The 25,909-nt window shown below is 62.0% G+C and carries 20 protein-coding genes; 14 read left to right on the top strand and 6 right to left on the bottom strand.

From position 1 onward, the window contains the following. The 9 genes from CUJ84_RS18905 to CUJ84_RS18945 all read left to right on the top strand — a co-directional run bounded on the left by CUJ84_RS18905 (position 1) and on the right by CUJ84_RS18945 (position 8,158). A complete protein-coding gene (locus CUJ84_RS18905; RefSeq protein ID WP_105007338.1) occupies positions 1-285 on the top strand; it encodes a YciI family protein in 285 nt (94 codons plus the stop codon). A 17-nt stretch (positions 286-302) separates the two neighbouring features. After that, positions 303-668 (top strand): DUF4440 domain-containing protein, encoded by a 366-nt coding sequence (locus CUJ84_RS18910; RefSeq protein WP_105007339.1) that lies wholly within the window; start codon positions 303-305, stop codon positions 666-668. A gap of 195 nt (positions 669-863) precedes the next feature. After that, positions 864-2,315 carry a homospermidine synthase gene (locus CUJ84_RS18915; RefSeq protein WP_105007340.1) on the top strand — a complete coding sequence of 484 codons (1,452 nt, stop codon included), beginning with the start codon at positions 864-866 and terminating at the stop codon, positions 2,313-2,315. A 171-nt stretch (positions 2,316-2,486) separates the two neighbouring features. Next, positions 2,487-2,855: an outer membrane lipoprotein Omp10 gene (gene omp10, locus CUJ84_RS18920; RefSeq protein ID WP_105007341.1), complete on the top strand. Its 369-nt coding sequence runs from the start codon at positions 2,487-2,489 to the stop codon at positions 2,853-2,855. A 27-nt stretch (positions 2,856-2,882) separates the two neighbouring features. Continuing rightward, positions 2,883-3,203 (top strand): hypothetical protein, encoded by a 321-nt coding sequence (locus CUJ84_RS18925; RefSeq protein WP_105007342.1) that lies wholly within the window; start codon positions 2,883-2,885, stop codon positions 3,201-3,203. 174 nt (positions 3,204-3,377) lie between these two features. Further along, a complete protein-coding gene (locus CUJ84_RS18930; RefSeq protein WP_105007343.1) occupies positions 3,378-5,315 on the top strand; it encodes a bifunctional metallophosphatase/5'-nucleotidase in 1,938 nt (645 codons plus the stop codon). Between the two features lie 125 nt (positions 5,316-5,440). Next, on the top strand, positions 5,441-6,475 hold the full coding sequence (gene hemH / locus CUJ84_RS18935) for a ferrochelatase (RefSeq protein WP_105007344.1): 1,035 nt from the start codon (positions 5,441-5,443) through the stop codon (positions 6,473-6,475). Positions 6,476-6,658: 183 nt separating this feature from the next. Beyond that, on the top strand, positions 6,659-7,699 hold the full coding sequence (locus tag CUJ84_RS18940; protein ID WP_011653489.1) for an SPFH domain-containing protein: 1,041 nt from the start codon (positions 6,659-6,661) through the stop codon (positions 7,697-7,699). A gap of 3 nt (positions 7,700-7,702) precedes the next feature. Further along, entirely contained in the window at positions 7,703-8,158 is a 456-nt protein-coding gene (locus tag CUJ84_RS18945; protein WP_003542867.1) for an NfeD family protein, read from the top strand. A gap of 28 nt (positions 8,159-8,186) precedes the next feature. On the opposite strand, the gene CUJ84_RS18950 is transcribed toward CUJ84_RS18945, so the two are convergent. Continuing rightward, positions 8,187-9,182: a KpsF/GutQ family sugar-phosphate isomerase gene (locus tag CUJ84_RS18950; protein WP_105007345.1), complete on the bottom strand. Its 996-nt coding sequence runs from the start codon at positions 9,180-9,182 to the stop codon at positions 8,187-8,189. 143 nt (positions 9,183-9,325) lie between these two features. Between CUJ84_RS18950 and CUJ84_RS18955 the strand changes: the two genes are divergently transcribed. Beyond that, positions 9,326-10,867 (top strand): outer membrane beta-barrel protein, encoded by a 1,542-nt coding sequence (locus CUJ84_RS18955; protein ID WP_105007346.1) that lies wholly within the window; start codon positions 9,326-9,328, stop codon positions 10,865-10,867. 154 nt (positions 10,868-11,021) lie between these two features. Here CUJ84_RS18955 and galU read toward each other — a convergent pair whose 3' ends face one another. Further along, positions 11,022-11,909, bottom strand: a complete 888-nt coding sequence (galU, locus tag CUJ84_RS18960) for a UTP--glucose-1-phosphate uridylyltransferase GalU (RefSeq protein ID WP_003542870.1) — start codon at positions 11,907-11,909, stop codon at positions 11,022-11,024. A 204-nt stretch (positions 11,910-12,113) separates the two neighbouring features. Here galU and CUJ84_RS18965 point away from each other — a divergent pair, with 204 nt between their 5' ends. Next, positions 12,114-13,337, top strand: coding sequence for a lytic murein transglycosylase (locus tag CUJ84_RS18965; RefSeq protein ID WP_105007347.1), 1,224 nt, complete (start codon positions 12,114-12,116; stop codon positions 13,335-13,337). Positions 13,338-13,510: 173 nt separating this feature from the next. Then, positions 13,511-14,743 (top strand): SGNH/GDSL hydrolase family protein, encoded by a 1,233-nt coding sequence (locus CUJ84_RS18970; RefSeq protein WP_199788730.1) that lies wholly within the window; start codon positions 13,511-13,513, stop codon positions 14,741-14,743. A 147-nt stretch (positions 14,744-14,890) separates the two neighbouring features. On the opposite strand, the gene CUJ84_RS18975 is transcribed toward CUJ84_RS18970, so the two are convergent. The 3 genes from CUJ84_RS18975 to gltB all read right to left on the bottom strand — a co-directional run bounded on the left by CUJ84_RS18975 (position 14,891) and on the right by gltB (position 22,215). After that, complete coding sequence (locus CUJ84_RS18975) at positions 14,891-15,523, bottom strand: hypothetical protein (protein ID WP_105007348.1); 633 nt, start codon at positions 15,521-15,523, stop codon at positions 14,891-14,893. A 285-nt stretch (positions 15,524-15,808) separates the two neighbouring features. Beyond that, positions 15,809-17,263 (bottom strand): glutamate synthase subunit beta, encoded by a 1,455-nt coding sequence (locus CUJ84_RS18980; RefSeq protein ID WP_105007349.1) that lies wholly within the window; start codon positions 17,261-17,263, stop codon positions 15,809-15,811. Between the two features lie 227 nt (positions 17,264-17,490). After that, positions 17,491-22,215, bottom strand: coding sequence for a glutamate synthase large subunit (gltB, locus tag CUJ84_RS18985; protein ID WP_199788731.1), 4,725 nt, complete (start codon positions 22,213-22,215; stop codon positions 17,491-17,493). A gap of 539 nt (positions 22,216-22,754) precedes the next feature. On the opposite strand from gltB, the gene CUJ84_RS18990 reads away from it, so the two are divergent. Continuing rightward, positions 22,755-23,807, top strand: a complete 1,053-nt coding sequence (locus tag CUJ84_RS18990; RefSeq protein ID WP_105007350.1) for a threonine aldolase family protein — start codon at positions 22,755-22,757, stop codon at positions 23,805-23,807. A gap of 55 nt (positions 23,808-23,862) precedes the next feature. Here CUJ84_RS18990 and CUJ84_RS18995 read toward each other — a convergent pair whose 3' ends face one another. Further along, the gene (locus CUJ84_RS18995) at positions 23,863-24,717 is read right to left on the bottom strand and encodes a LysR substrate-binding domain-containing protein (RefSeq protein WP_018243539.1); all 855 of its coding nucleotides are present in this window, start codon (positions 24,715-24,717) and stop codon (positions 23,863-23,865) included. A 45-nt stretch (positions 24,718-24,762) separates the two neighbouring features. Here CUJ84_RS18995 and CUJ84_RS19000 point away from each other — a divergent pair, with 45 nt between their 5' ends. Then, complete coding sequence (locus CUJ84_RS19000) at positions 24,763-25,812, top strand: bile acid:sodium symporter family protein (RefSeq protein ID WP_105007351.1); 1,050 nt, start codon at positions 24,763-24,765, stop codon at positions 25,810-25,812. Positions 25,813-25,909 lie beyond the last annotated feature (97 nt).

Here is a 25,909-nt window from a genome sequence, read left to right on the forward strand (position 1 = left end):
ATGTTCATTCTCTCCCTCACCTATGTAAAACCCAACGATGAAGCCGACAGGCACATGGAGCCGCACATGGCCTGGGTGAAGGAGGGTTATGCGAAAGGCTGGTTTCTCGCTTCCGGCCGCAAGGTACCGCGCACCGGCGGCGTCATCCTCGCAATCGGCGATCGCGCTGCGATCGAGGCCTATGTCACCGCCGATCCCTTCACCATCCACGGCGTCGCCGAATATGAAATCACCGAGCTTGCCGTAACGACGGCGGTCGAAGGACTGGAAATCCTGAGGCGCTGAATTGACAGGAGCCGACCGTGAATGATCTCGCAGACCATCTCAAAGAGCTCGAGGAAAAACTCTTCGACCCGTCGGTTCGCGCTTCGCGGGAGATGCTGACTGCACTGCTCTCTCACGATTTCCGGGAAATCGGCAGTTCCGGACGGCTCTATACCTTCGACATGATCTTGCCTGCTCTTTTGGCCGAGCATCGGACGGGAACGTCACGCGGCGAGCATTTCGAAACCCAACGACTTGCCGAGCACATCGCGCTCGTCACCTATCGCGCCATTTACACGGAGGCCGACGGAAGCGAAAGACGAACGCTGCGTAGCTCCATCTGGCAGCTGGAAGAGGATGGGCACTGGCGCATGCTCTTCCACCAGGGCACCGTCATCAGTTAAACCAAGCCATGCTCGCTGCCTATCCCCGGACGGCTTGGCCGGCCTCTGTCGCCGCTCGATATTTGGCCTTTCCCCCTCAATGCTCTTTATTGTGACGTCGTTTTATGGTTAGAGCCGGTCACCTCGCACTCTCTGCGGCAATTTCAAAACAATTCTCGGGCTGAACGCCTTCGTCCCCTTCCAAAGGAGAAAAGAATGACGGAACAGAATTATCCGGTATATGCCGAAATTACCGGTCCGATCGTGATGATCGGCTTTGGCTCCATCGGCCGCGGCACACTGCCCCTGATCGAGCGCCATTTCAAATTCGACAAGAGCCGGATGGTCGTCATCGACCCGCGCGAAGAGCCTTCCGACATGGAGATCCTGAAGAAGCACGGCGTTCGCCACATCAAGGAATATGTCACCAAGGACAACTATAAGGAACTGCTGAAGCCGCTGCTGACGGAAGGCGAAGGCCAGGGCTTCTGTGTCAACCTCTCGGTCGACACGTCCTCGCTCGACATCATCAAGCTCTGCCGCAAACTCGACGTTCCCTATGTCGACACCGTCGTCGAACCCTGGCTCGGCTTCTATTTCGACAAGGGCATGAGCAATGCCGACCGCACCAACTATGCGCTGCGCGAAACTATGCGCAAGGAAAAGGCGAAGAATCCGGGCGGCGCCACCGCCGTCTCCACCTGCGGCGCCAATCCGGGCATGGTCTCCTGGTTCGTCAAGCAGGCGCTCGTCAACCTTGCCAACGATACCGGCCTCAAATTCGAGGAACCGGACCAGCATGATCGCGAAGGCTGGGCAAAGCTGATGAAGAAGCTCGGTGTCAAGGGCGTCCACATCGCCGAGCGCGACACCCAGCGCACCAAGCATCCGAAGCCGCTCAACGTCTTCTGGAACACCTGGTCCGTCGAAGGCTTCATTTCTGAGGGCCTGCAGCCGGCCGAACTCGGCTGGGGCACGCATGAACAATGGATGCCGAAGAACGCCAAGAAGCACAAGAAGGGCAACAAGGCAGCAATCTACCTGGAACAGCCGGGCGCCAACACCCGCGTGCGGACCTGGTGCCCGACGCCCGGCCCGCAATATGGCTTCCTCGTCACCCACAATGAGTCGATCTCGATCGCCGACTTTTTCACGGTCCGCGACAAGGACGGCGAAGTGACCTTCCGCCCGACCTGCCACTATGCCTACCATCCGGCCAACGACGCCGTGCTCTCGCTGCATGAGATGTTCGGCAATGGCGGCACGCCGCAACCGGTCCACCACGTTCTCGATGAGGACGAGCTGGAGGACGGCATCGACGAACTCGGCGTCCTGCTCTACGGCCATGAGAAGAATGCCTACTGGTATGGCTCGCGCCTGTCGCTGGAAGAAACCCGCCGCATCGCGCCCTACCAGAACGCCACCGGCCTGCAGGTCACATCAGCCGTCCTCGCCGGCATGGTCTGGGCGCTGGAAAACCCGAATGCCGGCATCGTCGAAGCCGACGAGATCGATTACAAGCGCTGCCTCGAAGTGCAGATGCCGTATCTCGGCCCGGTCGAGGGCCACTACACCGACTGGACCCCGCTCGACGGCCGTCCGGGCCTCTTCCCCGAGGATATCGACACCAAGGATCCGTGGCAGTTCAGGAACATTCTCGTTCGCTGAGATCGCCTGTACAACTTCGACAATGCCCGCCGCAAGGCGGGCATTTTTGTAACGCCGGCTGTCTAAATGCCGCCCACTGCCCTTCCAAGGCTTGCCTTCATGCCGGGCGCGCGCCATGTTTTGCCCGAACTTGGCGGGTGTCCGCCGCGCCGATTCGCCGGGAGAAGACTTATGAAAATCAGAACTGGTCTCGTTCTTGTCGGTGCAGCGGCCGCTCTTGCCGCCTGCGTTTCATCAGAGCCGCGCCGCCTGCCGGTTGCAGCCGCGCCCACTGCCACCGGCGTCGAAGGCAACTGGAGCGATCCGAACGGCATCGTTTCCACCTTCCAGGGCGGTACTTTCACCACCCGCACGACCGACAGCAACCAGCTTCTTGCCTCGGGCACCTATATCAATACCTCACCGACCCTGGTGGAGATCAACATGACCTCGCTGGTGCGCAAGACCCAGTCCAAGGTCAATTGCGCCCTCGTCAACCCGAGCCAGCTCAATTGCACCTCCGATTCCGGCGCACAGTTCACGCTTTCACGCCGCGGCTGAAAGATGAGGCGATAGGCTAGGCACACCATGCGAGCCTTCGCCCCTTATCTCATTTTGCTGCTCGCAATGCCGCTTGCGGCAGTTGCGGTCGTTTTGCCGGTCAACGTCTATCGTGCCCAGGGCATCGCCGCCCCCGATTGCGACGGGCCGCTGCAGGTGCTGATCTTCGCCGTGCCGGCAATTCTGATCTATGGTGCAGGCGCGCTCCTTGCCTATCGGGCCGGCCGGCGCTTTCATCGCCTCGCTTCCCTTCTCTGCTTGATCATCGCGCTCGCCATGGTCCCGAATATTGCAGAGGCCGTGCACGAACTCTATCGATACGCCGCCGACGGCGAATGCCAGGGATAAGCAACCCGGCTTTTTTGCCCTGCCCCCTTGGAAAGCGCCCCGCCCGGCCCAGCTTTCTCTTGCGGTCGTGCATCGTCTGATGGAACATCCGCAGGCCGGGAAACCGCCCCGGCATACGATGAAAAAGATCGGCGAGGATCAGGGGGATCTTTCGCCTCAATCAGGAGAACAGGGATGACGAAGTCTTTCAGCTTCGGTCTTTTGACCGCGTCCATGCTGGCGCTGAGCGCGGGCGCCGCCTTTGCGGATTACGAACTCAATATTCTTCATATCAACGATTTCCATTCACGCATCGAATCGATCAATAAGTTCGACTCCACCTGCTCGGCAGAGGAGGAAGGCAAGAAGGAATGCTTCGGCGGTGCCGCCCGTCTGAAGACCGCGATCGACCAGCGCCGTCAGGCGCTATCGGGCAAGAACGTCCTCCTCCTCAATGCCGGCGACAATTTCCAGGGCTCGCTCTTCTACACGACCTACAAGGGAGCAGCCGAAGCCGAATTCCTGAACCTGATGAAGTTCGACGCCATGACCGTCGGCAACCATGAATTCGACGACAGCGAAGACGGGCTTGCGACCTTCCTCGACAAGGTGCAGTTCCCTGTCGTGACGGCGAATGTCAAGGCGACAGCCGCCTCCAAGCTCGGCGACCGCATCAAGCCCTCGCTGGTGCTCGATGTCGGCGGCCAGAAGATCGGCATCGTCGGCGCCGTCACCAATGATACGGCAGAGCTTTCCTCCCCCGGCCCGAACGTCACGATCGCCGATGACGTCCAGAGCATTACTTCAGCCGTTCAGGATCTGAAGGGTCAGGGCGTCAACAAGATCATCGCGCTGACCCATGTCGGTTATCCCCGCGATCTTGCCCTGATCGCCAAGATCCCGGATGTCGATATCGTCGTCGGCGGCCATTCCCACAGCCTGCTCTCCAACACTGACTCGAAGGCTGAAGGTCCATACCCGACGATGGTCGACAATCCCGGCGGCTACAAGGTGCCGGTCGTCCAGGCTGCCTCCTACAGCAAGTATCTCGGCGACCTCGTCGTCAATTTCGACGATAGTGGCGTCGTCAAGGATGCCAAGGGCGATCCGATCCTGATCGATTCCACCTTTGCGCCCGATCCTGCCGTCGTCGCCCGCATTGCCGAACTGGCAAAGCCGATCGAGGAACTGCGCAAGAAGGTGATCGGCTCTTCCGAAAGCCCGATTGAAGGCGATCGCAAGGTCTGCCGCGTCAAGGAATGCTCGATGGGCAATCTGGTGGCCGACGCCATGCTCGATCGTACCAAGAATCAGGGCGTCACCATCGCCGTTCAGAACGGCGGCGGCCTACGCGCTTCGATCGATGGCGGCGAGATCACCCAGGGCGAGGTCATCACCGTCCTGCCGTTCCAGAACACGCTCGCCACGTTTGAGCTGACCGGCGCAAATGTCGTCAAGGCGCTCGAAAACGGCGTCAGCCAGATCGACCAGGGCGCCGGCCGTTTCCCCCAGGTCGCCGGCCTGAAATTCTCCTTCGACCAGTCGAAGCCCGTCGGCAGCCGTGTCAGCGATGTTCAGGTGAAGGACGGCGACAATTTCGCTCCGATCGATCCGGCCAAGACCTACAAGGTCGCCACCAACAACTTCATGCGGGCCGGCGGCGACGGCTATGCGATCTTCAAGGAAGGCCAGAACGCCTATGATTTCGGCCCGGATCTTGCCGATGTGACCGCCGAATACGTCGCTGCGCATTCGCCTTACAAGCCATACACGGATGGCCGCGTCACGGAATTTGCGCAGGCAGCGCCCGCTCCCTCCGCTTCCGAGCCGGCGCCTGCCGCACCGGCTGCTCCGGCCCCCGCTACCGAACCCGCACCGGCTGCACCCGCACCTGCTGCCCCGGCGCCAGCAGCACCGGCTCCAGCACCCGCGCCCACCGCGGAACCGGCAGCCTCCGCACCTGCCGCAACGACGCCTTCCACCCACGTCATCGCCGCGGGCGACACCTTCTGGGATCTCGCCGTCACCTTCTATGGCGACGGCACGCTGTGGCGGAAGCTTTCGGATGCCAATGGCAAGCCGAACCCGCGGCACCTGACGGTCGGCAAGGAGATCGAGGTACCCGCCAAGTAAGACGATTTGTCCCGATGCCACTGGCCGGTCCGGGGTTTCCCGGGCCGGCTTTTGTTTCTATAGGGTGAACCACGATCTCGAGGCTGCGTATGAGCCGAAGAGACAGAAAGAGCTTTGGGGCCAGAATGACAGCAGATATTTCACTCCGCCCGGCGGACCATCCGGCCGTCAAGTCAGGCAAGGTAGGTGTCCTGCTGGTCAATCTCGGCACGCCTGATGGCACCGACTATACCTCGATGCGCCGCTATCTCAGGGAATTCCTCACCGATCGACGGGTTATCGAATGGTCGCCCTGGAAATGGTATCCGATCCTGTTCGGCATCGTCCTCAACACCCGCCCGCAGAAGGTCGGCAAGGCCTATGAGCTGATCTGGAACAAGGAGAAGAACGAAAGTTATCTGCGCACCTACACCCGCAATCAGTCGGAGCTGATGGCCGAGCGCCTGAAGGATCTTGCTGACGTCAAGGTCGACTGGGCGATGCGCTATGGTACGCCGTCGATCGCCTCGCGCATTGACGCGCTGAAGGAAGAGGGCTGCGACCGTATCGTGCTCTTCCCGCTCTATCCGCAATATGCGGCGGCGACGACCGCCACCGTCAACGACAAGGCCTTCCACAAGCTGCTCTCGATGCGCTGGCAGCCGGCGCTACGCACCGTTCCCGCCTATCATGACGACGAGACCTATATCGAAGCGCTCGCCGCGTCGGTCGAAAGGCATCTTTCGACCCTCGACTGGAAGCCCGAGATGCTGCTCGCCTCTTTCCACGGCATTCCGATGTCCTATTTCAAGCAAGGCGATCCCTACTACTGTCAATGCCAGAAGACCGGCCGGCTGCTGCGCGAGCGGCTCGGGCTGAACAAGGAAAACTTCATGGTCACCTTCCAGTCCCGCTTCGGGCCGGAGGAATGGCTGCAGCCGTATACCGACAAGACGGTGGAGAAGCTCGCCAAGGACGGCGTCAAGCGTATCGCTGTCATCAATCCCGGCTTCGTCTCCGACTGTCTGGAGACGCTGGAGGAAATCGCCGAGCAGGCGGCCCATTCCTTCCATGAGAACGGCGGCGAGAAGTTCGCGCATATTCCCTGCCTCAACGACGGCCAGGACGGCATGAAGGTGCTGGAAAAGGTCGTCCGTCGCGAATTGCAGGGCTGGGTCTGAGAGACACCTTCAGAAAGCGGCATCGGACGAGTAGCTCATAACAGCCCAATGACTTAACCGAAACGGAACCTCCTTTTCACTTGGAGCCCGGGCGGTTGCGTCCTCATTTCTTCCTCGCAAATAACGTGCTAACTCACCAAATGAGTTGGGCAGGCGCGCATGCGCCGATAGGAGGAATTTTTCATGCTGTTCGGCGGCTTCGACATCGTCGTGATCGTGCTGGTCATCTTCGTCATCCTGGTGCTCTTTGCCGGGATCAAGACCGTGCCGCAGGGCTACCGCTATACGATCGAGCGCTTCGGGCGTTATACCCGCACGCTGGAGCCAGGCCTCAACCTGATCACCCCCTTCATCGAGCGCGTCGGCGCTAAGTTGAACGTGATGGAGCAGGTACTGAACGTGCCGACCCAGGAGGTGATCACCAAGGATAACGCCTCGGTTTCGGCCGATGCCGTCTCCTTCTATCAGGTGCTGAACGCCGCCCAGGCTGCCTATCAGGTCTCCAACCTCGAAAACGCCATCCTCAATCTCACCATGACCAACATCCGCTCGGTCATGGGTTCGATGGATCTCGACGAGCTGCTCTCCAACCGCGATGCGATCAACGACCGGCTGCTGCGCGTCGTCGACGAGGCCGTGCATCCCTGGGGCATCAAGGTCACCCGCGTCGAGATCAAGGACATCCAGCCGCCGCGCGACCTCGTTGATGCGATGGCCCGCCAGATGAAGGCTGAGCGCGAGAAACGGGCGCAGGTGCTGGAGGCCGAAGGCTCGCGCAACGCGCAGATCCTCAGGGCCGAAGGCGCCAAGCAATCTGCCATCCTGCAGGCCGAAGGCCAGCGGGAGGCCGCCTTCCGCAACGCCGAAGCCCGCGAGCGCCTGGCCGAGGCCGAAGCCAAGGCGACGAAGATGGTTTCGGAAGCGATCGCCGCCGGCGACATCCAGGCGATCAATTATTTCGTCGCCCAGAAATACACCGAAGCGCTCACCTCGATCGGTTCGGCGCCCAATTCCAAGATCGTGATGATGCCGATGGAAGCCTCTTCCATCCTCAGCTCGCTTGGTGGCATCGGCGCCATTGCCCGCGAAGTCTTCGGCGACGCCGGCAACAGCCCGTCGACGCCGCTGCCCGTGCCGCCGCGTCCGCGCCCCGCACCGGCGCGCTCGACGCCGCCGATCAATCCGTCGACCCCCAATCCTTTCAATCCCGAGCAGGAGCGATAAGCCATGCTGGCGAAGATCGTCGCCGAACTCGGTCCGTGGAGCTGGTGGGTCGCAGGCCTCGTGCTGCTCGCCGCCGAGATGATCGTTCCCGGCTTCTTCCTGGTCTGGATCGGCCTTGCCGCCTTGATCGTCGGCGCGCTGTCGCTGCTCTTCTGGGACAGCGCCTTCTGGGTCTGGGAGTTGCAGGCGATCCTTTTTGCGCTTCTCGCCGTTGCCACGACCTTCGCCGGCCGCCGGCTGACGCTGCGCAACGCCACGACCGACGAGCCCTTTCTCAATCAGCGCGGTGCCAGCCTCGTCGGCCGCACCGCCACATTGCACGAACCGATCCGCGAGGGCCGCGGCCGCATCCGCCTCGACGATACGCTATGGCAGGTGATGGGGCCCGATCTGCCCGTCGGAACGCAGGTGAAGGTGGTGTCGAGCAACGGCCGCGACCTGACGGTCGAGCCCGTCTGATCAAATAACTCTGGTCAAACGAAGCTGATCAGGCGACGCCGATGCGCAGCAAGTCGTGGAAATGCACCAGCCCGACCGGCCGGCGGTCATCGTCGATGACGATCAGCGCGCCGATATGATGCTGGTTGAGCAGCGCCAGGGCAGCGGTCGCCAGCACCGTCGGCTTCACCGTCTTGGGCGTCCGCGTCATGATGTCGTCGACGGTAAGCTCGGCAAGATTGCGCGTCAGGTTGCGCGCCATGTCGCCTTCGGTGACGATGCCGCAGAGCCGCCCATCCTCGTCCAACACGCCGACGCAGCCGAAATGCTTGCGCGACAGTACCGTGATCGCCTCCGGCATCGGTGTGCCCTGGGCAACGAGCGGCAGCCGCTCGCCGGTATGCATGATATCGGCGACATGCATCAGGCTCGCGCCTAGCTTGCCGCCCGGATGAAAGACGTGGAAATCCGTGGCGGTAAAGCCGCGCGCCTCCAAAAGCGCCACCGCCAGCGCGTCGCCGATTGCAAGCTGCATCAGCGTCGAGGTCGTCGGCGCCAGCCCATTGGGGCAGGCCTCCTGTTCGTTCGGCATCAGAAGGACGATATCGGCGGCGGCGGCGAGCGAGGAACCTTCGCTGCAGGTGATCGCGATCAGCGGAATGGAGAAGCGCCGCGTGAAAGAAATGATGCTTTTGAGCTCGGCGCTCTCGCCGCCTTTGGAAATCGCCAGCACGACGTCATCGCGCGCGATCATGCCGAGATCGCCGTGATTGGCCTCCGCCGCATGCACGAAAAAGGCGGGCGTTCCCGTCGAAGCGAATGTTGCCGCGAGCTTGGCGCCGATATGCCCGCTCTTGCCGACGCCGGTGACGATGACGCGCCCGGAGATGTCGCCGATCACTTCGACCGCCCGTGTGAAAGGACCGGCCAAGCCATTGTCAAAAGCCTGTTCGAGCGCTTCAAGACCGCGTCTTTCGGTCTCTATCGTGCGTTTTGCCGATTCGAGCACGCTGTTTTCAACGAGGTTGATCGCTCTTCTGTTCATGAAGTTGCGTTAGACCTTTTCACTTTCCAAGTCCACCCCGCACTCTTTCCGAAATGTGAACAGCGCCCGCCGCCGGCAACGAATGGTTAACCACAAGGCTTTACCTTTGGGTAAGAACCGAAAGCATGTCAGGCGCGAATTGCATGGGCCAGCCAAAACAGACGAGCAGTGTGAGGCCGCTCCGCGCCATGAGCCGTGCCGTCTCCTTTGCCGTGCTGGGTGGCCTGCTTCTCAGCCAGACAGCAGCCTTCGCGCAGTCCACCTCGCCGCAGCCGGCAAACGGCCGCTCCGCCGCCTCCCAGGATAACCGCGCCACCAACAACGCCGCATCCGCCGCCGGCTTCGATGACGAGACCGGCGATAGCGCCACTCCTGCGGCAAACGGCGCGACTGAGAACGCGGATGATAGCCAGCAGCGGCCGGCCATACCGGATGCACAAGCCGGCGACGACATTACCGGTTCCATCCTCGACGAGGACATACGCCGGCTGAACACCCGTGAAGCGCCGCTCGACGAGACACTACCACGCCGCAGGGCTGCCGAAAGCGCCTCGACAGAGGAGACGCCGGGAATCCCGATCGGCACGTTTGTGCTCCGCCCGAGCGTCACCCAGAGCATCAACACCGAAACCACCAAGGACGGCAATACCAGGCAGCGGCGCGCCTTTCTCGAAACGGATGCGGCAGCGACCCTGACTTCCGACTGGGGCCGGCACCAGCTGACCGTCACCTCCGAAGGCGCTTGGCAGAGGAATATCAGCGGCGAGGGCGAGGAGCAGCCTTCCTTTAAAATCAACAGCGATCTCAGGCTGGATCTTCCCGACGAGACGACCGCGCACCTGACCGCTGGCTATAATTTCTACCGTGAAGATACGGACGATCCCGACGCCATCGCCGACGCCGCACAGCAGTCGGACGTGCAGGAATTTTCGGCCGGCGCCTCCGTCCAACGCGATTTCGGCATCCTGCGCGGCACGACGGCACTGGCGCTGACCCGCTCGATCTATTCGGATGCCAAGCTTGCGAACGGCACCACCGTCGCCCTCAGCGATCGTAACCAGACGACGGGCACGCTGCGCGGCCGCGTCGGCTACGAACTGTCTCCCGCGCTCATTCCCTTCATCGAGGCGACGATCGGCCGTTCGGTCTATGACGAAACACGCGATTCTGCCGGTTACGAGCGTTCCGGCCACAGCTATGGCGCCAAGGCAGGCGTCGAGGTCGATCTCGGCGAAAAGCTGAAGGGTGAAGTCGGTGTCGGCTACGAGATGGCGGATTTCGAAGACAGCCGGCTGTCTTCGATCGATACCGCCACGCTCGATGCAAGCCTGCTCTGGTCGCCGATCCGCGGCACCGATGTCAATCTCGACCTGCAGACGAGCATCCAGCCCTCGACCACGGCAGGCGAGAGCGGCTACGTCTCGCACGCGCTGACGACGACGGTCACTCACCAGCTGCGCGACAATCTGGTCGGGACGATGATCGGCGGGGTAATATGGCGCGATTATCCCACGGACAGCACCATCAACGACGAGCTCGTCTATACCGCCGCGACCGGCCTGACCTGGAACATCAACCGTTATCTCGATCTGACCAGTACACTCGGCTACGAGCTGACGACGCGCAAGGAAGGCACCGATTCGCAGCAATGGCGAGCCGGCGTCGGTCTCAAGCTGAAACGCTAGAGCAATTCCAGCAAAACTGCGCAGCGGTTTTGCGTCCGGAATCACGTAAAGACAAAAAGATAGAGCATTCCGTGATCCGCAGAAAAGCGGAAACACTAGAACGCCGCGCACCCGATTGGACGCGCGGCGCTCATTTATATGCTGAGCGGAAACCTTATTTCAGGCCGGCAAGCAGTTCCCTGAAGCCGCCTTCGACGGAGGGACGGATATCGGCGCGTTCGAGCGCGAAGGCGACGTTTGCCAGGATGAAGCCGTCCTTGGCGCCGCAGTCGTAGGTCGCACCGCGGAAGTGGTAACCGGCGAAATCCTGTTCCTTCAGCAATTTCAGCATGCCGTCGGTGAGCTGGATCTCGTTACCGGCACCGCGCTCCTGGGTTTCGAGGATCTTGAAGATCTCCGGCTGCAGGATGTAGCGGCCGTTGATGAAGAAGTTGGAAGGCGCCGTCCCCTTGGCAGGCTTTTCCACCATGCCGGTGATGCGGAAGCCGTCGCCGATCGCCTCGCCGACGCCGACGATGCCGTATTTATGCGCCTGATCGGGCGCGCATTCCTCGACGGCGATGATATTGCCGCCGCTCTGGGCATAGAGATCGATCATGCCCTTCATGCAGCCCTTGTCACCCTTCATGATCATGTCAGGCAGCAGCAGTGCGAAGGGCTCGTCGCCGACGATCTCACGGGCGCACCACACGGCGTGGCCGAGGCCGAGCGGCTCCTGCTGGCGGGTGAAGCTCACCGTGCCGGCCTTCGGCAATTGCTGGGCGAGAAGGGTAATTTCCGCCTTCTTGGCACGCTCGCGAAGCGTCTGCTCCAGCTCGAAATGAATGTCGAAATAATCTTCGATGACGTGCTTGTTGCGTCCGGTGACGAAAACCAGATGTTCGATCCCGGCCTCGATCGCCTCATCGACGACATATTGAATGATTGGCTTGTCGACGACGGTCAACATTTCCTTCGGAACAGCCTTTGTCGCCGGCAGGAATCGCGTTCCCAACCCGGCAACCGGAAATACTGCTTTACGAACTTTGTTGTGTTGAGCCACACCCGGCCTCCTGCTTCGATCATATCGCTTTGGAAATAGAGCTTTTTAGCTTTAACTAGTATAGAATTGCTACTGTTTTGCAAATGGTGACCGCAGCGGATCGCCATGGTAAAGAATTTGTTGACTCCGTTCCTGTAGTCTCGGGTCTGGGCGGAAATGATGCCCCGCTGCACCAGAAACTGAAGATGACGGATACGACTGTCGATGACCCAGAATCACAAAAACTCCCTTCGTGGTCTTGCTCTCGCCCTCATTGTCGCTGCCCAGGTGGCACTGGTCCCCGACAACGCGAAAGCTGATTCCCGCTTCCAGAAATGGATCGCGGATTTTTACCAGACTGCCGCTCAGAGTGGCATCAGTAAGGCAACCTATCAAAAGGCCTTTTCCGGGGTGAGCGAGCCCGATCCGACCGTGCTCGAAAAGGCTGCCTACCAGCCGGAATTCACCTCGAAGATCTGGGACTATGTCGATTCCCGCGTCAACCCCTATACGGTCAAAATCGGCCGCGAGATGGCCGCCAAGCACGCAAGGACGCTCGCTGCGATCGAGCAGCGGTTCGGCGTCGACAAGACCATTTTGCTGGCCATCTGGTCGATGGAATCGAATTACGGCGCGGTTCTCGACAAGGACGACCGGCTGCACTACGTGCCGCGCGCCCTGGCAACGCTTGCCTATGCCGATCCGAGCCGCGCCAAATTCGCCAAGAAGCAGTTGGTCGCTGCGCTGAAGATCCTGCAGAACGGCGATGTGCCGGCACGCGAGATGACCGGCTCCTGGGCCGGCGCCATGGGCCACACCCAGTTCATCCCGACAAGCTACCTGCTTTATGCCGTCGATGCCGACGGCAACGGCCATCGCGATATCTGGAATTCTGTGCCTGACGCGCTGGCGACCTCGGCCAATCTCCTGATGAAGAACGGCTGGGACACCGGCAAGACCTGGGGCTACGAGGTCGTCGTTCCCGCCGCAGTCGCCAAGCAGGCCGGCAAGAGCCACACGCTGGCCCAATGGGCGGCACTCGGCCTGACACGTCCGAACGGCAAGGCCTTCCGCGAGAGCGCCACCAAAGCCGTGCTGAAGATGCCGGCCGGGCCCAGTGGCCCAGGCTTCCTGATGACCGCCAACTTCTACACCATCAAGAACTACAATGCCTCGGATAGCTACGCGCTTGCCGTCGGCCTGCTGGCCGACCAGATCGCCGGCTACGGCGGTATGCAACAGCGTTGGCCGCGCCCGGACGGCGCACTCGACATCACCGAGAAATTCGAGCTGCAGACCCGTCTGAAGACGCTCGGCTATTACAACGGCGAGGTCGACGGCAATTTCGGGTCGGGTTCGAAAGCGGCGATATCAGCCGTGCAGTCGCGCATCGGCATGCAGCCGGACGGTGAGCCCTCATTGCCGCTTCTGAACGCACTGCGCCGCTAGATCGGGATGATCCCGGCCGGACCGGCCGGAAATCTCAATCCGCATTTGAATCAAGGAAGTAGGGCATGATACCGCCCGAAACCCCACACACTTTTCGGCATGATGCTCTACAACAGGCAGAACCGTGACCTAGATAATAGCGGGAGTGGACGCTGGCCTACCCTGCGTGCAAGATGCCGGCAGATGCGGAACTGCCCATGACGAAGAAAACTGATCGCACCCCAATCCGTTGGCTCGTGCTCGCCTTGGCGGCGGTTTCGCTATGCCTTGGCGTGTCTGCACCGGTGCATGTCGCCGAAGCCCAGGAGCAGCGCTACCAGCGCCGGTCAATCCTCGATTTTTTCCTCGGCCGACGCTATCTCGACGACGCCCCGCAAGCCCCTGACGTCCAGCAGCCGAGACGCCAGCAGCGCAAACGCCCGCCGGCACCGAAGGCGATAGTCAATACCCGTACCGCGCCGCCCGTACGGACCGTCGAAGAGGAGCCGGCGGTGCAGAAGCTCGGTGACGCCCGGACGATCCTGATCGTCGGCGATTTCCTGGCCAGCGGTCTCGGCGACGGCCTCACCGCCGCCTTCGAGACCTCGCCAGGCGTCGTCGTCGAAGCCCGCGGCAACGTCTCCTCAGGCCTTGTCCGCGACGATTATTACGACTGGCCGGAACAGCTGCCGAAGATGATCGATGAGCTGAAGCCGGCAATGGTCGTCGTCATGATCGGCGCCAACGACCGCCAGCAGATGGTGACCGACACCGCCAAGGAGAAATTCCGCACCGACGGCTGGTTCACCGAATACCGCCGCCGTGTCCTTTCTTTCGGCAAGGAGGTCACAGGCCGCAAGATCCCGCTGCTCTGGGTCGGCCTTCCTGCCTTCCAATCCGATTCGATGACGGCCGATGCCGTCCAGATGAACCAGCTCTACCGCAACCAGGTCGAAAGCATCGGCGGCGAATTCGTCGATATCTGGGATGGTTTCGTCGACGAAAACGGCAACTTCATCGTCACCGGTTCGGATGTGAACGGCCAGCAGGTACGCCTGCGCACCTCCGATGGCATCAACCTTACCCAGGCCGGCCGGCGCAAGCTTGCCTTCTATGTGGAAAAACCGGCCCGGCGTCTTCTCGGCACGCAGGCGAGCCCCGATCTGGTCCGCCTCGACTCCAGCAATCTGCCTGGTCTCGGCCTTCCCGATAATCCGGTCGAACATACCGTGCCGATCAGCCTCTCCGATCCCAACCTCGATGGCGGCGCCGAGCTTCTCGGCGCCAGGCCGCCGCCTATCGCTTTGACGCGGTCGCCGCGCGACCTCCTGGTCGAGCAGGGCGAAATGACGCCCGCGCCTCCCGGCCGCGTTGATGATTACCGCCTGCCTGCGGTTAAGGCGCCGGCCGAAGTCTCGGTCAAGTGAAAAGGCCGCTAGAGCATGATGCCGAAAAGTGTGAGCGGTTTTCGGACGACATCATGCTTTAACTATATAATGTAGAACAGGATTCAGATTTTAGGCCGACCCGGCCTAAAATCATCCTGTTCTATGTGGCTCTCCGCTTCGTCCCGTCTACTTCGCCGTCGCCTGCGGCCAGCTCAGATAATAGTAGTTCGAGCCGACCAGGCCGAAGAAGGCGTTGCTGTCGTTCGTCTGGTCGACATAGCTGCCGTTTTCCTTGACGAAGGCGCCGTCGGCGCCGCGCTCAAGATGCGCATCGAGAAAGTCGCTCCAGCCGCTGACATCAATCTCCTTGCCGGCCTTGCTCTCCGTGTCCGCCTCATCGGGATCATCGACATCCCAGGCGTTGACCGACACGCCCTGCGTCGGATCGGTGATGGTGAGCTTGCCCGCTTCGAGCGCAGCCAGCATGTCGTGAGCCTTGCCGCTCTCGCCTTCGGCCGCAGCCGCATCCTGCAGCTGCTGCTTCAGCATCGACATGAAGGAGGCGCTGGTCACGTCGGCGCTGTCACCCGTCGTGTCGGACTCATCAGACGTGTCACTCTGGGCCGAAAGCGTGTCGAGCAGCCCGGAAAGAGCCTGGTTGGAAAGAAGCGAGGCGGAGCTCGAATCGAACCCATAGCTGCTCAGAATGCTGGCGGCCGACGAACTCTGCGTGTCCTGCGAGCTGTCGTCGGAGTCGCGAAGATTTTTCAGGGCATATTGGGCCGAAACCAGCCGCGTGCTGTCCAGTGCGGAAACCATTTGAAGTATCCTTGTCGATCATTTGCGGCCTCACGCCGCAGCCGATGGTGAAATGCGTTACGGCCAAAACGGCGGGGCACCTCCGCTTCGGTCGCCGCCGGCTCCTCCTGAGCCCGCGTCCGGCGAAAAATCTCGCTTCCCGGCATTGCCTGAGGCTTGCGGCGCACGGCCTCCGCGTCAAGCGGTCGCACCACACGCTGCGCGTCCTCTCGGATGCGCAGTGCTCTATAAAAAAACTCCGCCGGAGGGGCGGAGTTCGTGTCTTCGGGAAGGTGTGACTGACGGTCAGTTCGGCAGGACGGTCGAGCCCATCAATTCCTCGTCGATGGCGCGCGCAGCCTGGCGGCCTTCACGGATCGCCCAGACCACCAGCGATTGGCCGCGGCGCACGTCACCCGCCGTCCAGAACTTGTCGATCGAAGTCTTGTAGTCGCGGTCGTTGGCGACGACGTTGGTCGAGCCGCGCTTATCGGTGTTAAGCGTCAGCTTGCCCTCGAGCTCCTTCAGCACGCTGCCGGTGAACGGCCCGCGGAAACCGATGGCGATGAAAGCGAGATCGGCCCGGATGACGAATTCCGTGCCTGGAACCGGCCGCCGGCGCTCGTCTACCTCACAGCACTTGACGCCGGTCAGCACACCGTCTTCGCCGACGAATTCAAGAGTGGCCACCTGGAATTCACGCACGGCGCCCTCGGCCTGCGAGGAAGAGGTGCGCATCTTCGTCGCCCAGAAGGGCCAGACGGCAAGCTTGTCTTCCTTCTCCGGCGGCTGTGGCCGGATGTCGAGCTGGGTGACTCTGACGGCGCCCTGGCGGAAGGCCGTGCCAACGCAGTCCGAAGCCGTATCCCCGCCGCCGACGACGACGATATGTTTGGCGCCGGCAAGGATCGGGTCCGACGGCCAGCCGACGCTGTCGATGTTCTCGCGCCCGACGCGGCGGTTCTGCTGCACCAGATAGGGCATCGCATCATGCACGCCCGCAAGGTCGGTGCCCGGAATGCCCGCCTCGCGCGGCGTCTCGGAGCCGCCGCAGTAGAGAACGGCGTCGTGATCGGCGAGCAGCTGCTCGACCTTGACGTCGACGCCGACATTGACGCCGCAATGGAAGGTGACGCCCTCGCCCTTCATCTGCTCGACGCGGCGGTCGATGAAGTTCTTCTCCATCTTGAAGTCGGGAATGCCGTAGCGCAGCAGTCCACCCGGCTTGGTCTCGCGCTCATAGAGATGCACCTCGTGGCCGGCGCGGCCGAGCTGCTGGGCGGCTGCCATGCCGGCGGGGCCGGAGCCGATGACGGCGACCTTCTTGCCGGTATGAACCGTGGCCGGCTGAGGCCGGATGAAGCCGAGCTCATAGGCCTTGTCGGCGATCGCCTGTTCGACCGTCTTGATGGCGACCGGCGCATCCTCGAGATTCAACGTGCAGGCTTCCTCGCAGGGCGCCGGGCAGACGCGACCGGTGAACTCAGGGAAGTTGTTGGTCGAATGCAGGTTCTGGATCGCCGCTTCCCAGTTGTTGTTGTAGACGAGGTCGTTCCAATCGGGAATCTGGTTGTGAACAGGGCAGCCGGTCGGGCCGTGGCAATAGGGGATACCACAGTCCATGCAGCGCGCGGCCTGTTTCTGCACTTCCGGGTCCGACATCGGGATCGTGAACTCGCGGAAATGGCGGATACGATCTGACGCCGGCTGGTACTTCGCCACCTGCCGGTCGATTTCCAGAAACCCTGTTACCTTACCCATGTTTTCGTCCCTTACCCTCATGACCGCCTCACCGCAGCCAATCTGTCTATCGTCAGTCCCGGTACCCGGGGCAAGTTGCTTGTCTTGACCGTCATTGGACCATATCCCCTGCAAGACATCCGTGCGATCTGGACAGCCTTGGCCGTCGGCGTGATCGTCACGGGTCATTGAGATATTTTCGTCATCCGTCACCGGCAGTCAGCAGGTGACGGATGTCCCGGTGCAATTCATTCCGCGGCGATGCCCATCCGGCTGCGCTCCATTTCCTCGAGCGCCCGACGGTATTCGACCGGCATGACCTTGCGGAACTTCGGACGGTAGTCGGCCCAGTTGTCGAGAATCTCAGTGGCGCGGGCCGAGCCCGTATAGTGCAGATGGTTGGAGATCAGCTGGTAGAGGCGCTCCTCGTCATGGCGCGTCATGTCGCCAGAGACGTCGACGCGTCCCTTGTGCATGAGGTCACCACCGTGATGATGCAGCTTCTCCAGCATGTCGTCCTCCTCGGGCACCGGCTCGAGCTCGACCATCGCCATGTTGCAGCGGCTGGCGAAATCGCCGGTCTCATCGAGCACGTAGGCGACACCGCCGGACATGCCGGCCGCAAAGTTGCGGCCCGTGGCGCCGAGCACGACGACGACGCCACCGGTCATGTATTCGCAGCCATGGTCGCCGACACCCTCGACGATGGCGATCGCGCCCGAATTGCGCACGGCGAAACGTTCGCCCGCCACACCGCGGAAATAGCATTCGCCCTCGGTCGCACCATAAAGCACGGTGTTGCCGACGATGATCGAGTCCTCGGCCACGATCCTCGAATTCTCCGGCGGCCGGATGATGATCTTGCCGCCCGAAAGGCCCTTGCCGACATAGTCGTTGCCGTCGCCGATCAGATTGAAGGTGACGCCGCGCGCCAGGAAGGCGCCGAAGCTCTGCCCCGCCGTGCCGCGAAGCGTCACATTGATCGTGTCTTCCTTCAGCCCGCGATGGCGGAAGCGCTTGGCGACCTCGCCGGAAAGCATCGCGCCTGCCGAACGGTCGACGTTCTTGATGCCAACCTCGAAGGCGACGGGCGTCTTGGCCGTCAGTGCCGGCTGCGCCTGCTCGATCAGCACGCGGTCGAGAATGTCGTCGATCGGGTGCTTCTGTCGGCTCGTCCAGAAGGTCTCTTCCTTGGGAGCGTCGACCTTGTGGAAGATACGGCTGAAATCGAGGCCCTTCGCCTTCCAGTGGTTCAGCATCTCGTCCTTCTCCAGAAGCTCCGAGGCGCCGATGATCTCGTCAAGCCGGGTGAACCCGAGTGAGGCGAGGATTTCGCGCACTTCGTTGGCGACGAAGAAGAAATAGTTGATGACGTGCTCCGGCGCGCCCTTGAAGCGCTTGCGCAGCACCGGATCCTGGGTCGCCACGCCCACCGGACAGGTGTTGAGATGGCACTTGCGCATCATGATGCAGCCGGCGGCAATCAGCGGCGCGGTGGCAAAGCCGAACTCGTCGGCTCCAAGCAGCGCCCCGATAATGACGTCGCGGCCGGTCTTCAGCCCGCCGTCCACCTGCAGGGCGACGCGCGAGCGCAGCCCGTTCAGCACCAGCGTCTGCTGGGTCTCGGCAAGGCCGATTTCCCAAGGGCTGCCGGCATGTTTGAGCGACGTCAGCGGCGACGCACCCGTGCCGCCGTCGAAGCCGGCGACCGTGATGTGGTCGGCGCGTGCCTTGGCGACACCGGCGGCAACCGTGCCGACGCCGACTTCAGAGACGAGCTTGACCGAAACATCGGCGGTCGGGTTGACGTTCTTCAGATCGTAGATCAGCTGCGCCAGATCTTCGATGGAATAGATGTCGTGATGCGGCGGCGGCGAAATCAGGCCGACACCCGGCGTCGAATGGCGGGTCTTGGCAACCGTCGCGTCAACCTTGTGACCCGGCAGCTGGCCGCCTTCGCCAGGCTTGGCGCCTTGCGCCACCTTGATCTGCAGCACGTCGGCATTGACGAGATATTCGGTGGTCACCCCGAAGCGGCCCGACGCGATCTGCTTGATCGCCGAACGTTCCGGGTTCATCGAACCATCGGCCAGCGGCATGTAGCGGTCGGATTCCTCGCCGCCCTCGCCGGTGTTCGACTTGCCGCCGATCCGGTTCATGGCGATCGCCAGCGTCGTATGCGCCTCCCTGGAGATCGAGCCGAAGGACATCGCCCCCGTCGAGAAACGCCTGACGATATCGGCCGCCGGCTCGACCTCGTCGATCGATATCGGCTTGCGGCCGAGCGCCTCGGCGCTCTTCATCTTGAAGAGCCCGCGGATCGTGTTCATGCGCAGCGCCGAATTGTTGACCATATCGGCGAATTCGCGGTAGCGATCCTCGGCATTGCCGCGCACGGCATGCTGAAGGGCGGCAACCGCATCCGGCGTCCAGGCATGGCTCTCGCCACGCATGCGATAGGCATATTCGCCGCCGATATCGAGCGTCGTCGCCAGGATCGGGTCCGCGCCGAAGGCCGCGGTGTGGCGGGCGACGGTCTCAGCGGCGATTGCCTCGAGGCCAACGCCTTCGATCATCGTCGCGGTTCCGAAGAAATACTTGTCGATGAACTCCGACTGCAGGCCGATCGCATCGAAGATCTGCGCGCCGCAATAGGACTGATAGGTCGAGATGCCCATCTTCGACATGACCTTGAGGATGCCTTTGCCGACCGCCTTGATGTAGCGGTAGACGATTTCGGTGGCATCCACTTCCTTCGGGAATTCGCCCTTGGCATGCATGTCGAGCAGCGTGTCGAAGGCGAGATACGGGTTGATCGCCTCGGCACCATAGCCGGCGAGCAGGCAGAAATGGTGGACTTCGCGCGGTTCGCCGGTCTCGACGACGAGGCCGACCGAGGTGCGCAGCCCCTTGCGGATCAGGTGATGGTGCACGGCAGCCGTTGCCAGCAGCGCCGGAATGGCGATTCGATCAGGCCCGATCTGGCGGTCGGAGAGCACGATGATGTTGTAGCCGCCCTTGACCGCCGCTTCCGCACGCTCGCAGAGCCGGTCGAGCATCTCGGGCATGCCTTCGGCGCCACGCTCGATATCATAGGTGAAATCGAGCGTCTTGGTGTCGAAACGGTCTTCCGTATGGCCGATCGAGCGGATCTTTTCGAGATCGCCATTGGTCAGGATCGGCTGGCGCACTTCGAGCCGCTTGGCGTTCGCCGCGCCCTCGTGGTCGAGAATGTTCGGCCGCGGCCCGATGAAGGAGACGAGGCTCATCACCAGTTCCTCGCGGATCGGGTCGATCGGCGGGTTGGTGACCTGCGCGAAGTTCTGCTTGAAATAGGTGTAGAGCAGCTTCGACTTTTCCGACATGGCCGAGATCGGCGTATCCGTGCCCATCGAACCGATCGCCTCCTGGCCCGTCGTCGCCATCGGCGACATCAGGATGCGGGTATCCTCGAGCGTATAGCCGAAGGCCTGCTGGCGGTCGAGTAGCGACACGTCGCGGCGCAGCGCCCGCGGCTCCACCGGCTTCAGGTCTTCGAGGATGAGCTGCGTGCGGTTGAGCCAGCTGCGATAGGGATGCGCCGTCGCAAGCTGCGACTTCACCTCGTCGTCGGAGATGATGCGGCCTTCTTCCATGTCGATCAGCAGCATCTTGCCCGGCTGCAGGCGCCACTTCTGGATGATCTTCTCCTCCGGAACCGGCAGCACGCCGGCTTCGGACGCCATGATGACGCGGTCGTCATCGGTGACGAGGTAGCGCGCCGGCCGCAGGCCGTTGCGGTCGAGCGTCGCGCCGATCTGCTTGCCGTCGGTGAAGGCGACCGCGGCCGGCCCGTCCCACGGCTCCATCAGCGCCGCATGATATTCGTAGAAAGCCTTGCGTTCGGCGGCCATCGACTGGTTGCCGGCCCAGGCTTCCGGGATCAGCATCATTACCGCATGCGCCATCGAATAACCGCCGCGAACCAGGAATTCGAGCGCATTGTCGAAGCAGGCGGTGTCCGACTGCCCCTCGTAGGAGATCGGCCAGAGCTTGGAGATGTCCTCGCCGAACAGCGGCGAGGAGACCGACGCCTGGCGCGCCGCCATCCAGTTGACGTTGCCGCGCAGCGTGTTGATCTCGCCGTTATGGGCAACCATGCGGTAGGGATGTGCGAGCTTCCACGACGGGAAGGTGTTGGTCGAGAAGCGCTGATGCACCAGGGCGACCGCGCTTTCGAAACGCGGGTCCGACAGGTCCTTGTAATAGACGCCGACCTGATAGGCCAGGAACATGCCCTTGTAGACCACCGTCGCCGACGACAGCGACACCGGGTAGAAATTGCTCTCCTCGCCGTCGAACTCGTCATAGATACGGTTGGAGATCACCTTGCGCAGCGTGAACAGCCGGCGCTCGAACTCGTCGTTGTTTTCGGCATCCTCGCCGGCGCCGATGAAGACCTGCACATGATGCGGCTCGGTTGCGGCAATGGCCGGCGCCTTGGAGAGCGAGGAATTGTCGACCGGCACGTCGCGGAAGCCGATGAAGACCTGGCCTTCCTCGGTGATGACGTCCTTGATCACCTTCTTGAAGTGCTCGATCTGCTTTTCATCGCGCGGCATGAAGATATGGCCGACGCCATATTCGCCGACCGGCGGCAGGGTGATGCCCTGCTCGGCCATCTCCTCGCGGAAGAAACGGTCGGGGATCTGCACCAGGATGCCGGCGCCGTCACCCATTAGCGGATCGGCGCCGACGGCGCCGCGATGCGTCAGGTTCTCGAGGATGAACAGGCCATCCTTGACGATCTGGTGCGACTTCTGGCCCTTCATATGGGCGACGAAGCCGACGCCGCAGGCATCATGTTCGTTGCGCGGATCGTAGAGGCCCTGTTTCTTCGGCAGGCCGGAGGCGGATTTGGACATATTGGCCGTCGCGCGCAGATTAGCAGCAGCAAACCGGTCAACTTCCATGGATGGCGTCTTCGTCATCATCTTTCCTCCTGTCGAAACCCGCGGGGCCGCGGGCGGCTTTTCGTCTCGCGCCGCAACCCGAAGATAGGTTCGGCGCATGATAGCGCTGTTGCATTGTGAAGATCGGCCGCAGACATCTGCTTTGAAGGAAAGCAAACCGTCGCGTTCCGCGCCTGCCATTCGCCTCCGCGCGCCGCCCTTGAGGCTTGGCGCTCGGAAGAACTATAGCGTGAAAGCCGTTCTGTTCCAGGGCTTTCGGCGCCTCTTCGGTCATAAAGGCCAAAATAGGACAGCAACACTGTCCTAATTCATCAGTTCTATGCCAGAAAGCATTCGGCTCTGCAAGAGCGCTCCGTCAAAAAACGTCAATTTGCGACGGAAGATTGCCTGGGTAGCGGCGATGACGAAAGAAAATTACGTTATGTCGTATTATTTTGTTTATTGATTGCGTAGTTCAATTTCCGTGATGTGTCGCGGGCGACAACCTTGATCCTGTGAAGCTTTGGCGTAATGTCCGCTGCGGACTTTGCCAACCCCTTCCTTTCCCACGGTTTCCCCACATGTTCTTTGCTTCCGATAACTGGGCCGGCGCCCACAAATCCATTGCCGAACGTCTGCTGACGGAATCGACCGGCTTTGCCGCCGCCTATGGCGCCGGCGATCTCGACAGAAAGGTCGAAGCCCGTTTTTCCGAGATCTTCGAGCGTGAGGTTTCGATCTTCTTCGTCGCCACCGGCACGGCGGCGAACTCGCTGTCGCTGGCAAGCGTCCAGCGCCCCGGCGGCATCACCTTCTGCCATTCGGAGGCCCATGTGATCGAGGACGAATGCGGTGCGCCGGAATTTTTCTCCGGCGCCGCCCGTCTCGTTGCCGTTGACGGCGAAGCCGGCAAGATCGACCCGGCGAAGCTTTTGGCGAAGATCGCAAGCTTTCCCGAGGACGCCGTCCATCACGGCCGCGCCAGCGCCGTGACCATCACCCAGGCGACCGAGATCGGCACCGTCTATTCTCTGCCGGAGATCGGCGAGATCGCCGCCATATCAAGGAAGCGCAATCTGCCGCTCCACATGGATGGTGCCCGCTTCGCCAACGCCCTGGTCGCCCTCGGCGCCACCCCGGCCGAAATGACCTGGAAGCGCGGCGTCGACATGCTGTCCTTCGGCGGCACCAAGAACGGCTGCTGGTGTGCCGAAGCGATCGTCTTCTTCAATCCGGATCAAGCCCGGGAAATGCCGTTCATCCGCAAGCGCGCCGCCCAGCTCTTCTCCAAGTCGCGTTTCATCGCCGCTCAGTTCGATGCCTATTTCGAAGACGGCCTCTGGCTCGATCTCGCCCGCCATTCGAACGGCATGGCCGACCGGCTGCGCGCCGGTATCGGCACGAGCAACTCCGCCCGCCTCGCCTGGCCGACCGCATCCAACGAAGTCTTTGCCGTCGTCAGCAAAAGTGCCGCAAAAATTGCGGAGGAAAAGGGCGCGAAATTTTACGAATGGCCGGTCCCGGCGGCAACGCCCGAACTCGTTTCCGAAAGCGAAACCCTGATCCGCCTCGTCACCAGCTTCGCGACCACCGAAGCGGATGTCGATGGCTTCTTGAAGTGCTTGGCCGCCTGATCGCCTGCCCGAAAGGCCTGCCGGGCCGGCAGGCCTTTCGGTGACGGGCAGGGATTCACGCCGACCTCAGTCCCCTCACCTTTTGCAGAATATCCTCCGACAGTGCTGAAACCAGTGCCTGGTCCGCGCCCTTGCGCGGCACCAGCACGAATTCCACGTCCTCCAGCACCGGAAGTTTTCCCGCAGCGATCTCCTTCAGGCCGGACGGCGCCATGCTGCGCGGCTGCACCAGCACGCCCATCCCGGCTCGCGCCGCTGCCGTCAACCCGCTCAGGCTGCCGCAGGTGCAGACGATCCGCCACGGCACCCCGTTTCGCCCGAGCGCTTCGAGCGCGATCACCCGTGTGACGCTCGGCGGCGGAAAGGCGATCAGCGGCAGAGGGCCTGAGGCGAGTACACGCTCAGGATCGCGCGCCAGCCAGACGAGAGGCTCGCGATAAACGAGTTTTCCGCGCGCATCGCCGAGCCGGCGCTTGGCGAGCACCAGATCGATCTCGCCATTGTCCTGCATCTCGTAAAGGACACCGGAAAGCGCAACCGTCAGCTCCAGGTCGACCGATGGATGCGAACGCACGAAATCCTCCAGCACCGCCGGCAGCTGGCTGGTGACGAAATCCTCCGATACGCCGAGCCGCAGACTGCCGCGCAGGCTGTTGCTCTTAAACAGCGACTGCACCTGCCCCTCGATCGAAAGCATGGCCCGCGCATGCGACAGCAGTGCCTCGCCATCGCCGGTCAACATCACCTTATGCGTGTCGCGCGCCAGCAGCCTGCGCCCGAGCGCCGTCTCCAGCCGCTGGATGTGCTGACTGACCGTCGACTGCCCGAGGCCCAGCCTTTCTGCGGCGAGCGTGAAACTGCCCATCTGCTCGACGGCGACGAAACTGCGCAATTGCGAAAGGTCCAGCATGATCCAGTATCTCGATAACTGTTATTCCTTGCATCCTGGATCATAATGGGCGACAGAACAATGACTGTTTTATCACGCCGCGAGATCGCCATGCGCCGCTTTCTGCCCGATACATTCACAATCCTGCTCGTCTGCACCGTCATCCTCGCTTCGCTGCTGCCGGCGCGCGGCACATTCGCGGATTATTTCGGCATCGCCACCGACCTTGCCATCGCGCTGCTGTTCTTCCTGCATGGCGCCCGCCTGTCGCGCGACGTCGTCATATCAGGCCTGCTGCACTGGCGCCTGCATCTCGTCATCCTGCTGACGACCTTCGGCATCTTTCCGCTGCTCGGCATGGCGCTCGGACTGATCCCCGACACGATCCTGCCGCAGCCGCTTTATCTCGGCATCCTCTTCCTCTGCGTGCTGCCGTCGACGGTGCAATCATCGATCGCCTTCACCTCGATGGCGGGCGGCAACGTACCGGCCGCCATCTGCTCGGCCTCGGCATCCAACATCTTCGGCATGTTCCTGACACCACTGCTCGTCGGCCTGCTGTTTTCCGTCGGCGGCCATGGCGGCTTCTCCTTCGACGCTTTGGAGCAGATCCTGCTGCAGCTGCTTGCCCCCTTCATCGTCGGCCAGATCCTGCAGCCCTGGATCGGCGACTGGATCCGCGCCAAGAAGAAGATCCTGATGCCTGTCGACCGCGGCTCGATCCTGATGGTCGTCTATCTCGCCTTCAGCACGGCGGTCGTCGAAGGCCTGTGGCACACTTTCTCGATTGCCGATATCGGCGTCGTCATCGTCGCCGATATGGTTCTGCTGGCGATTGTCCTGGTGCTGACGATGTTCGGCAGCCGCTGGCTGGGCTTCAACAAGGCCGACGAGATCACCATCACCTTCTGCGGCTCGAAGAAGAGCCTCGCAAGCGGCGTGCCGATGGCGAACGTCATCTTCGCCGGCCAGTCGATCGGCGCGATCGTGCTGCCGCTGATGCTGTTCCACCAGATCCAGCTGATGGTCTGCGCCGTCATCGCCCAGAAATACGCCGCCGCCGCGGCCCGCCGCGCAACGGACAAGGAAATCGACGAGGCAACCAGCCCGGCATGAAGCATGTCGCGCAAATGTGTGCAGCGGTTTTGCGACAACGACATGCGTAAATATAAAGAGCTAAAGCGCGAGGAGCGAATCTGAAAGATCGCGGCGC

The organism is Rhizobium leguminosarum (genome assembly GCF_002953715.1).
GTDB classification, from domain to species: domain Bacteria; phylum Pseudomonadota; class Alphaproteobacteria; order Rhizobiales; family Rhizobiaceae; genus Rhizobium; species Rhizobium leguminosarum_V.

What these genes read in the sequence shown, in the direction of transcription:
- CUJ84_RS18950 (WP_105007345.1), bottom strand. Translation starts at nt 9,182, where the DNA reads ATGAACAGAAGAGCGATCAACCTCGTTGAAAACAGCGTGCTCGAATCG.
- gltB (WP_199788731.1), bottom strand. Translation starts at nt 22,215, where the DNA reads ATGATGACGAAGACGCCATCCATGGAAGTTGACCGGTTTGCTGCTGCT.
- CUJ84_RS18965 (WP_105007347.1), top strand. Translation starts at nt 12,114, where the DNA reads ATGACCCAGAATCACAAAAACTCCCTTCGTGGTCTTGCTCTCGCCCTC.
- CUJ84_RS18990 (WP_105007350.1), top strand. Translation starts at nt 22,755, where the DNA reads ATGTTCTTTGCTTCCGATAACTGGGCCGGCGCCCACAAATCCATTGCC.
- CUJ84_RS18915 (WP_105007340.1), top strand. Translation starts at nt 864, where the DNA reads ATGACGGAACAGAATTATCCGGTATATGCCGAAATTACCGGTCCGATC.
- CUJ84_RS18995 (WP_018243539.1), bottom strand. Translation starts at nt 24,717, where the DNA reads ATGCTGGACCTTTCGCAATTGCGCAGTTTCGTCGCCGTCGAGCAGATG.
- CUJ84_RS19000 (WP_105007351.1), top strand. Translation starts at nt 24,763, where the DNA reads ATGGGCGACAGAACAATGACTGTTTTATCACGCCGCGAGATCGCCATG.
- CUJ84_RS18930 (WP_105007343.1), top strand. Translation starts at nt 3,378, where the DNA reads ATGACGAAGTCTTTCAGCTTCGGTCTTTTGACCGCGTCCATGCTGGCG.
- CUJ84_RS18970 (WP_199788730.1), top strand. Translation starts at nt 13,511, where the DNA reads ATGCCGGCAGATGCGGAACTGCCCATGACGAAGAAAACTGATCGCACC.
- CUJ84_RS18975 (WP_105007348.1), bottom strand. Translation starts at nt 15,523, where the DNA reads ATGGTTTCCGCACTGGACAGCACGCGGCTGGTTTCGGCCCAATATGCC.
- CUJ84_RS18905 (WP_105007338.1), top strand. Translation starts at nt 1, where the DNA reads ATGTTCATTCTCTCCCTCACCTATGTAAAACCCAACGATGAAGCCGAC.
- CUJ84_RS18940 (WP_011653489.1), top strand. Translation starts at nt 6,659, where the DNA reads ATGCTGTTCGGCGGCTTCGACATCGTCGTGATCGTGCTGGTCATCTTC.
- hemH (WP_105007344.1), top strand. Translation starts at nt 5,441, where the DNA reads ATGACAGCAGATATTTCACTCCGCCCGGCGGACCATCCGGCCGTCAAG.
- CUJ84_RS18945 (WP_003542867.1), top strand. Translation starts at nt 7,703, where the DNA reads ATGCTGGCGAAGATCGTCGCCGAACTCGGTCCGTGGAGCTGGTGGGTC.
- CUJ84_RS18925 (WP_105007342.1), top strand. Translation starts at nt 2,883, where the DNA reads ATGCGAGCCTTCGCCCCTTATCTCATTTTGCTGCTCGCAATGCCGCTT.
- omp10 (WP_105007341.1), top strand. Translation starts at nt 2,487, where the DNA reads ATGAAAATCAGAACTGGTCTCGTTCTTGTCGGTGCAGCGGCCGCTCTT.
- CUJ84_RS18980 (WP_105007349.1), bottom strand. Translation starts at nt 17,263, where the DNA reads ATGGGTAAGGTAACAGGGTTTCTGGAAATCGACCGGCAGGTGGCGAAG.
- CUJ84_RS18955 (WP_105007346.1), top strand. Translation starts at nt 9,326, where the DNA reads ATGGGCCAGCCAAAACAGACGAGCAGTGTGAGGCCGCTCCGCGCCATG.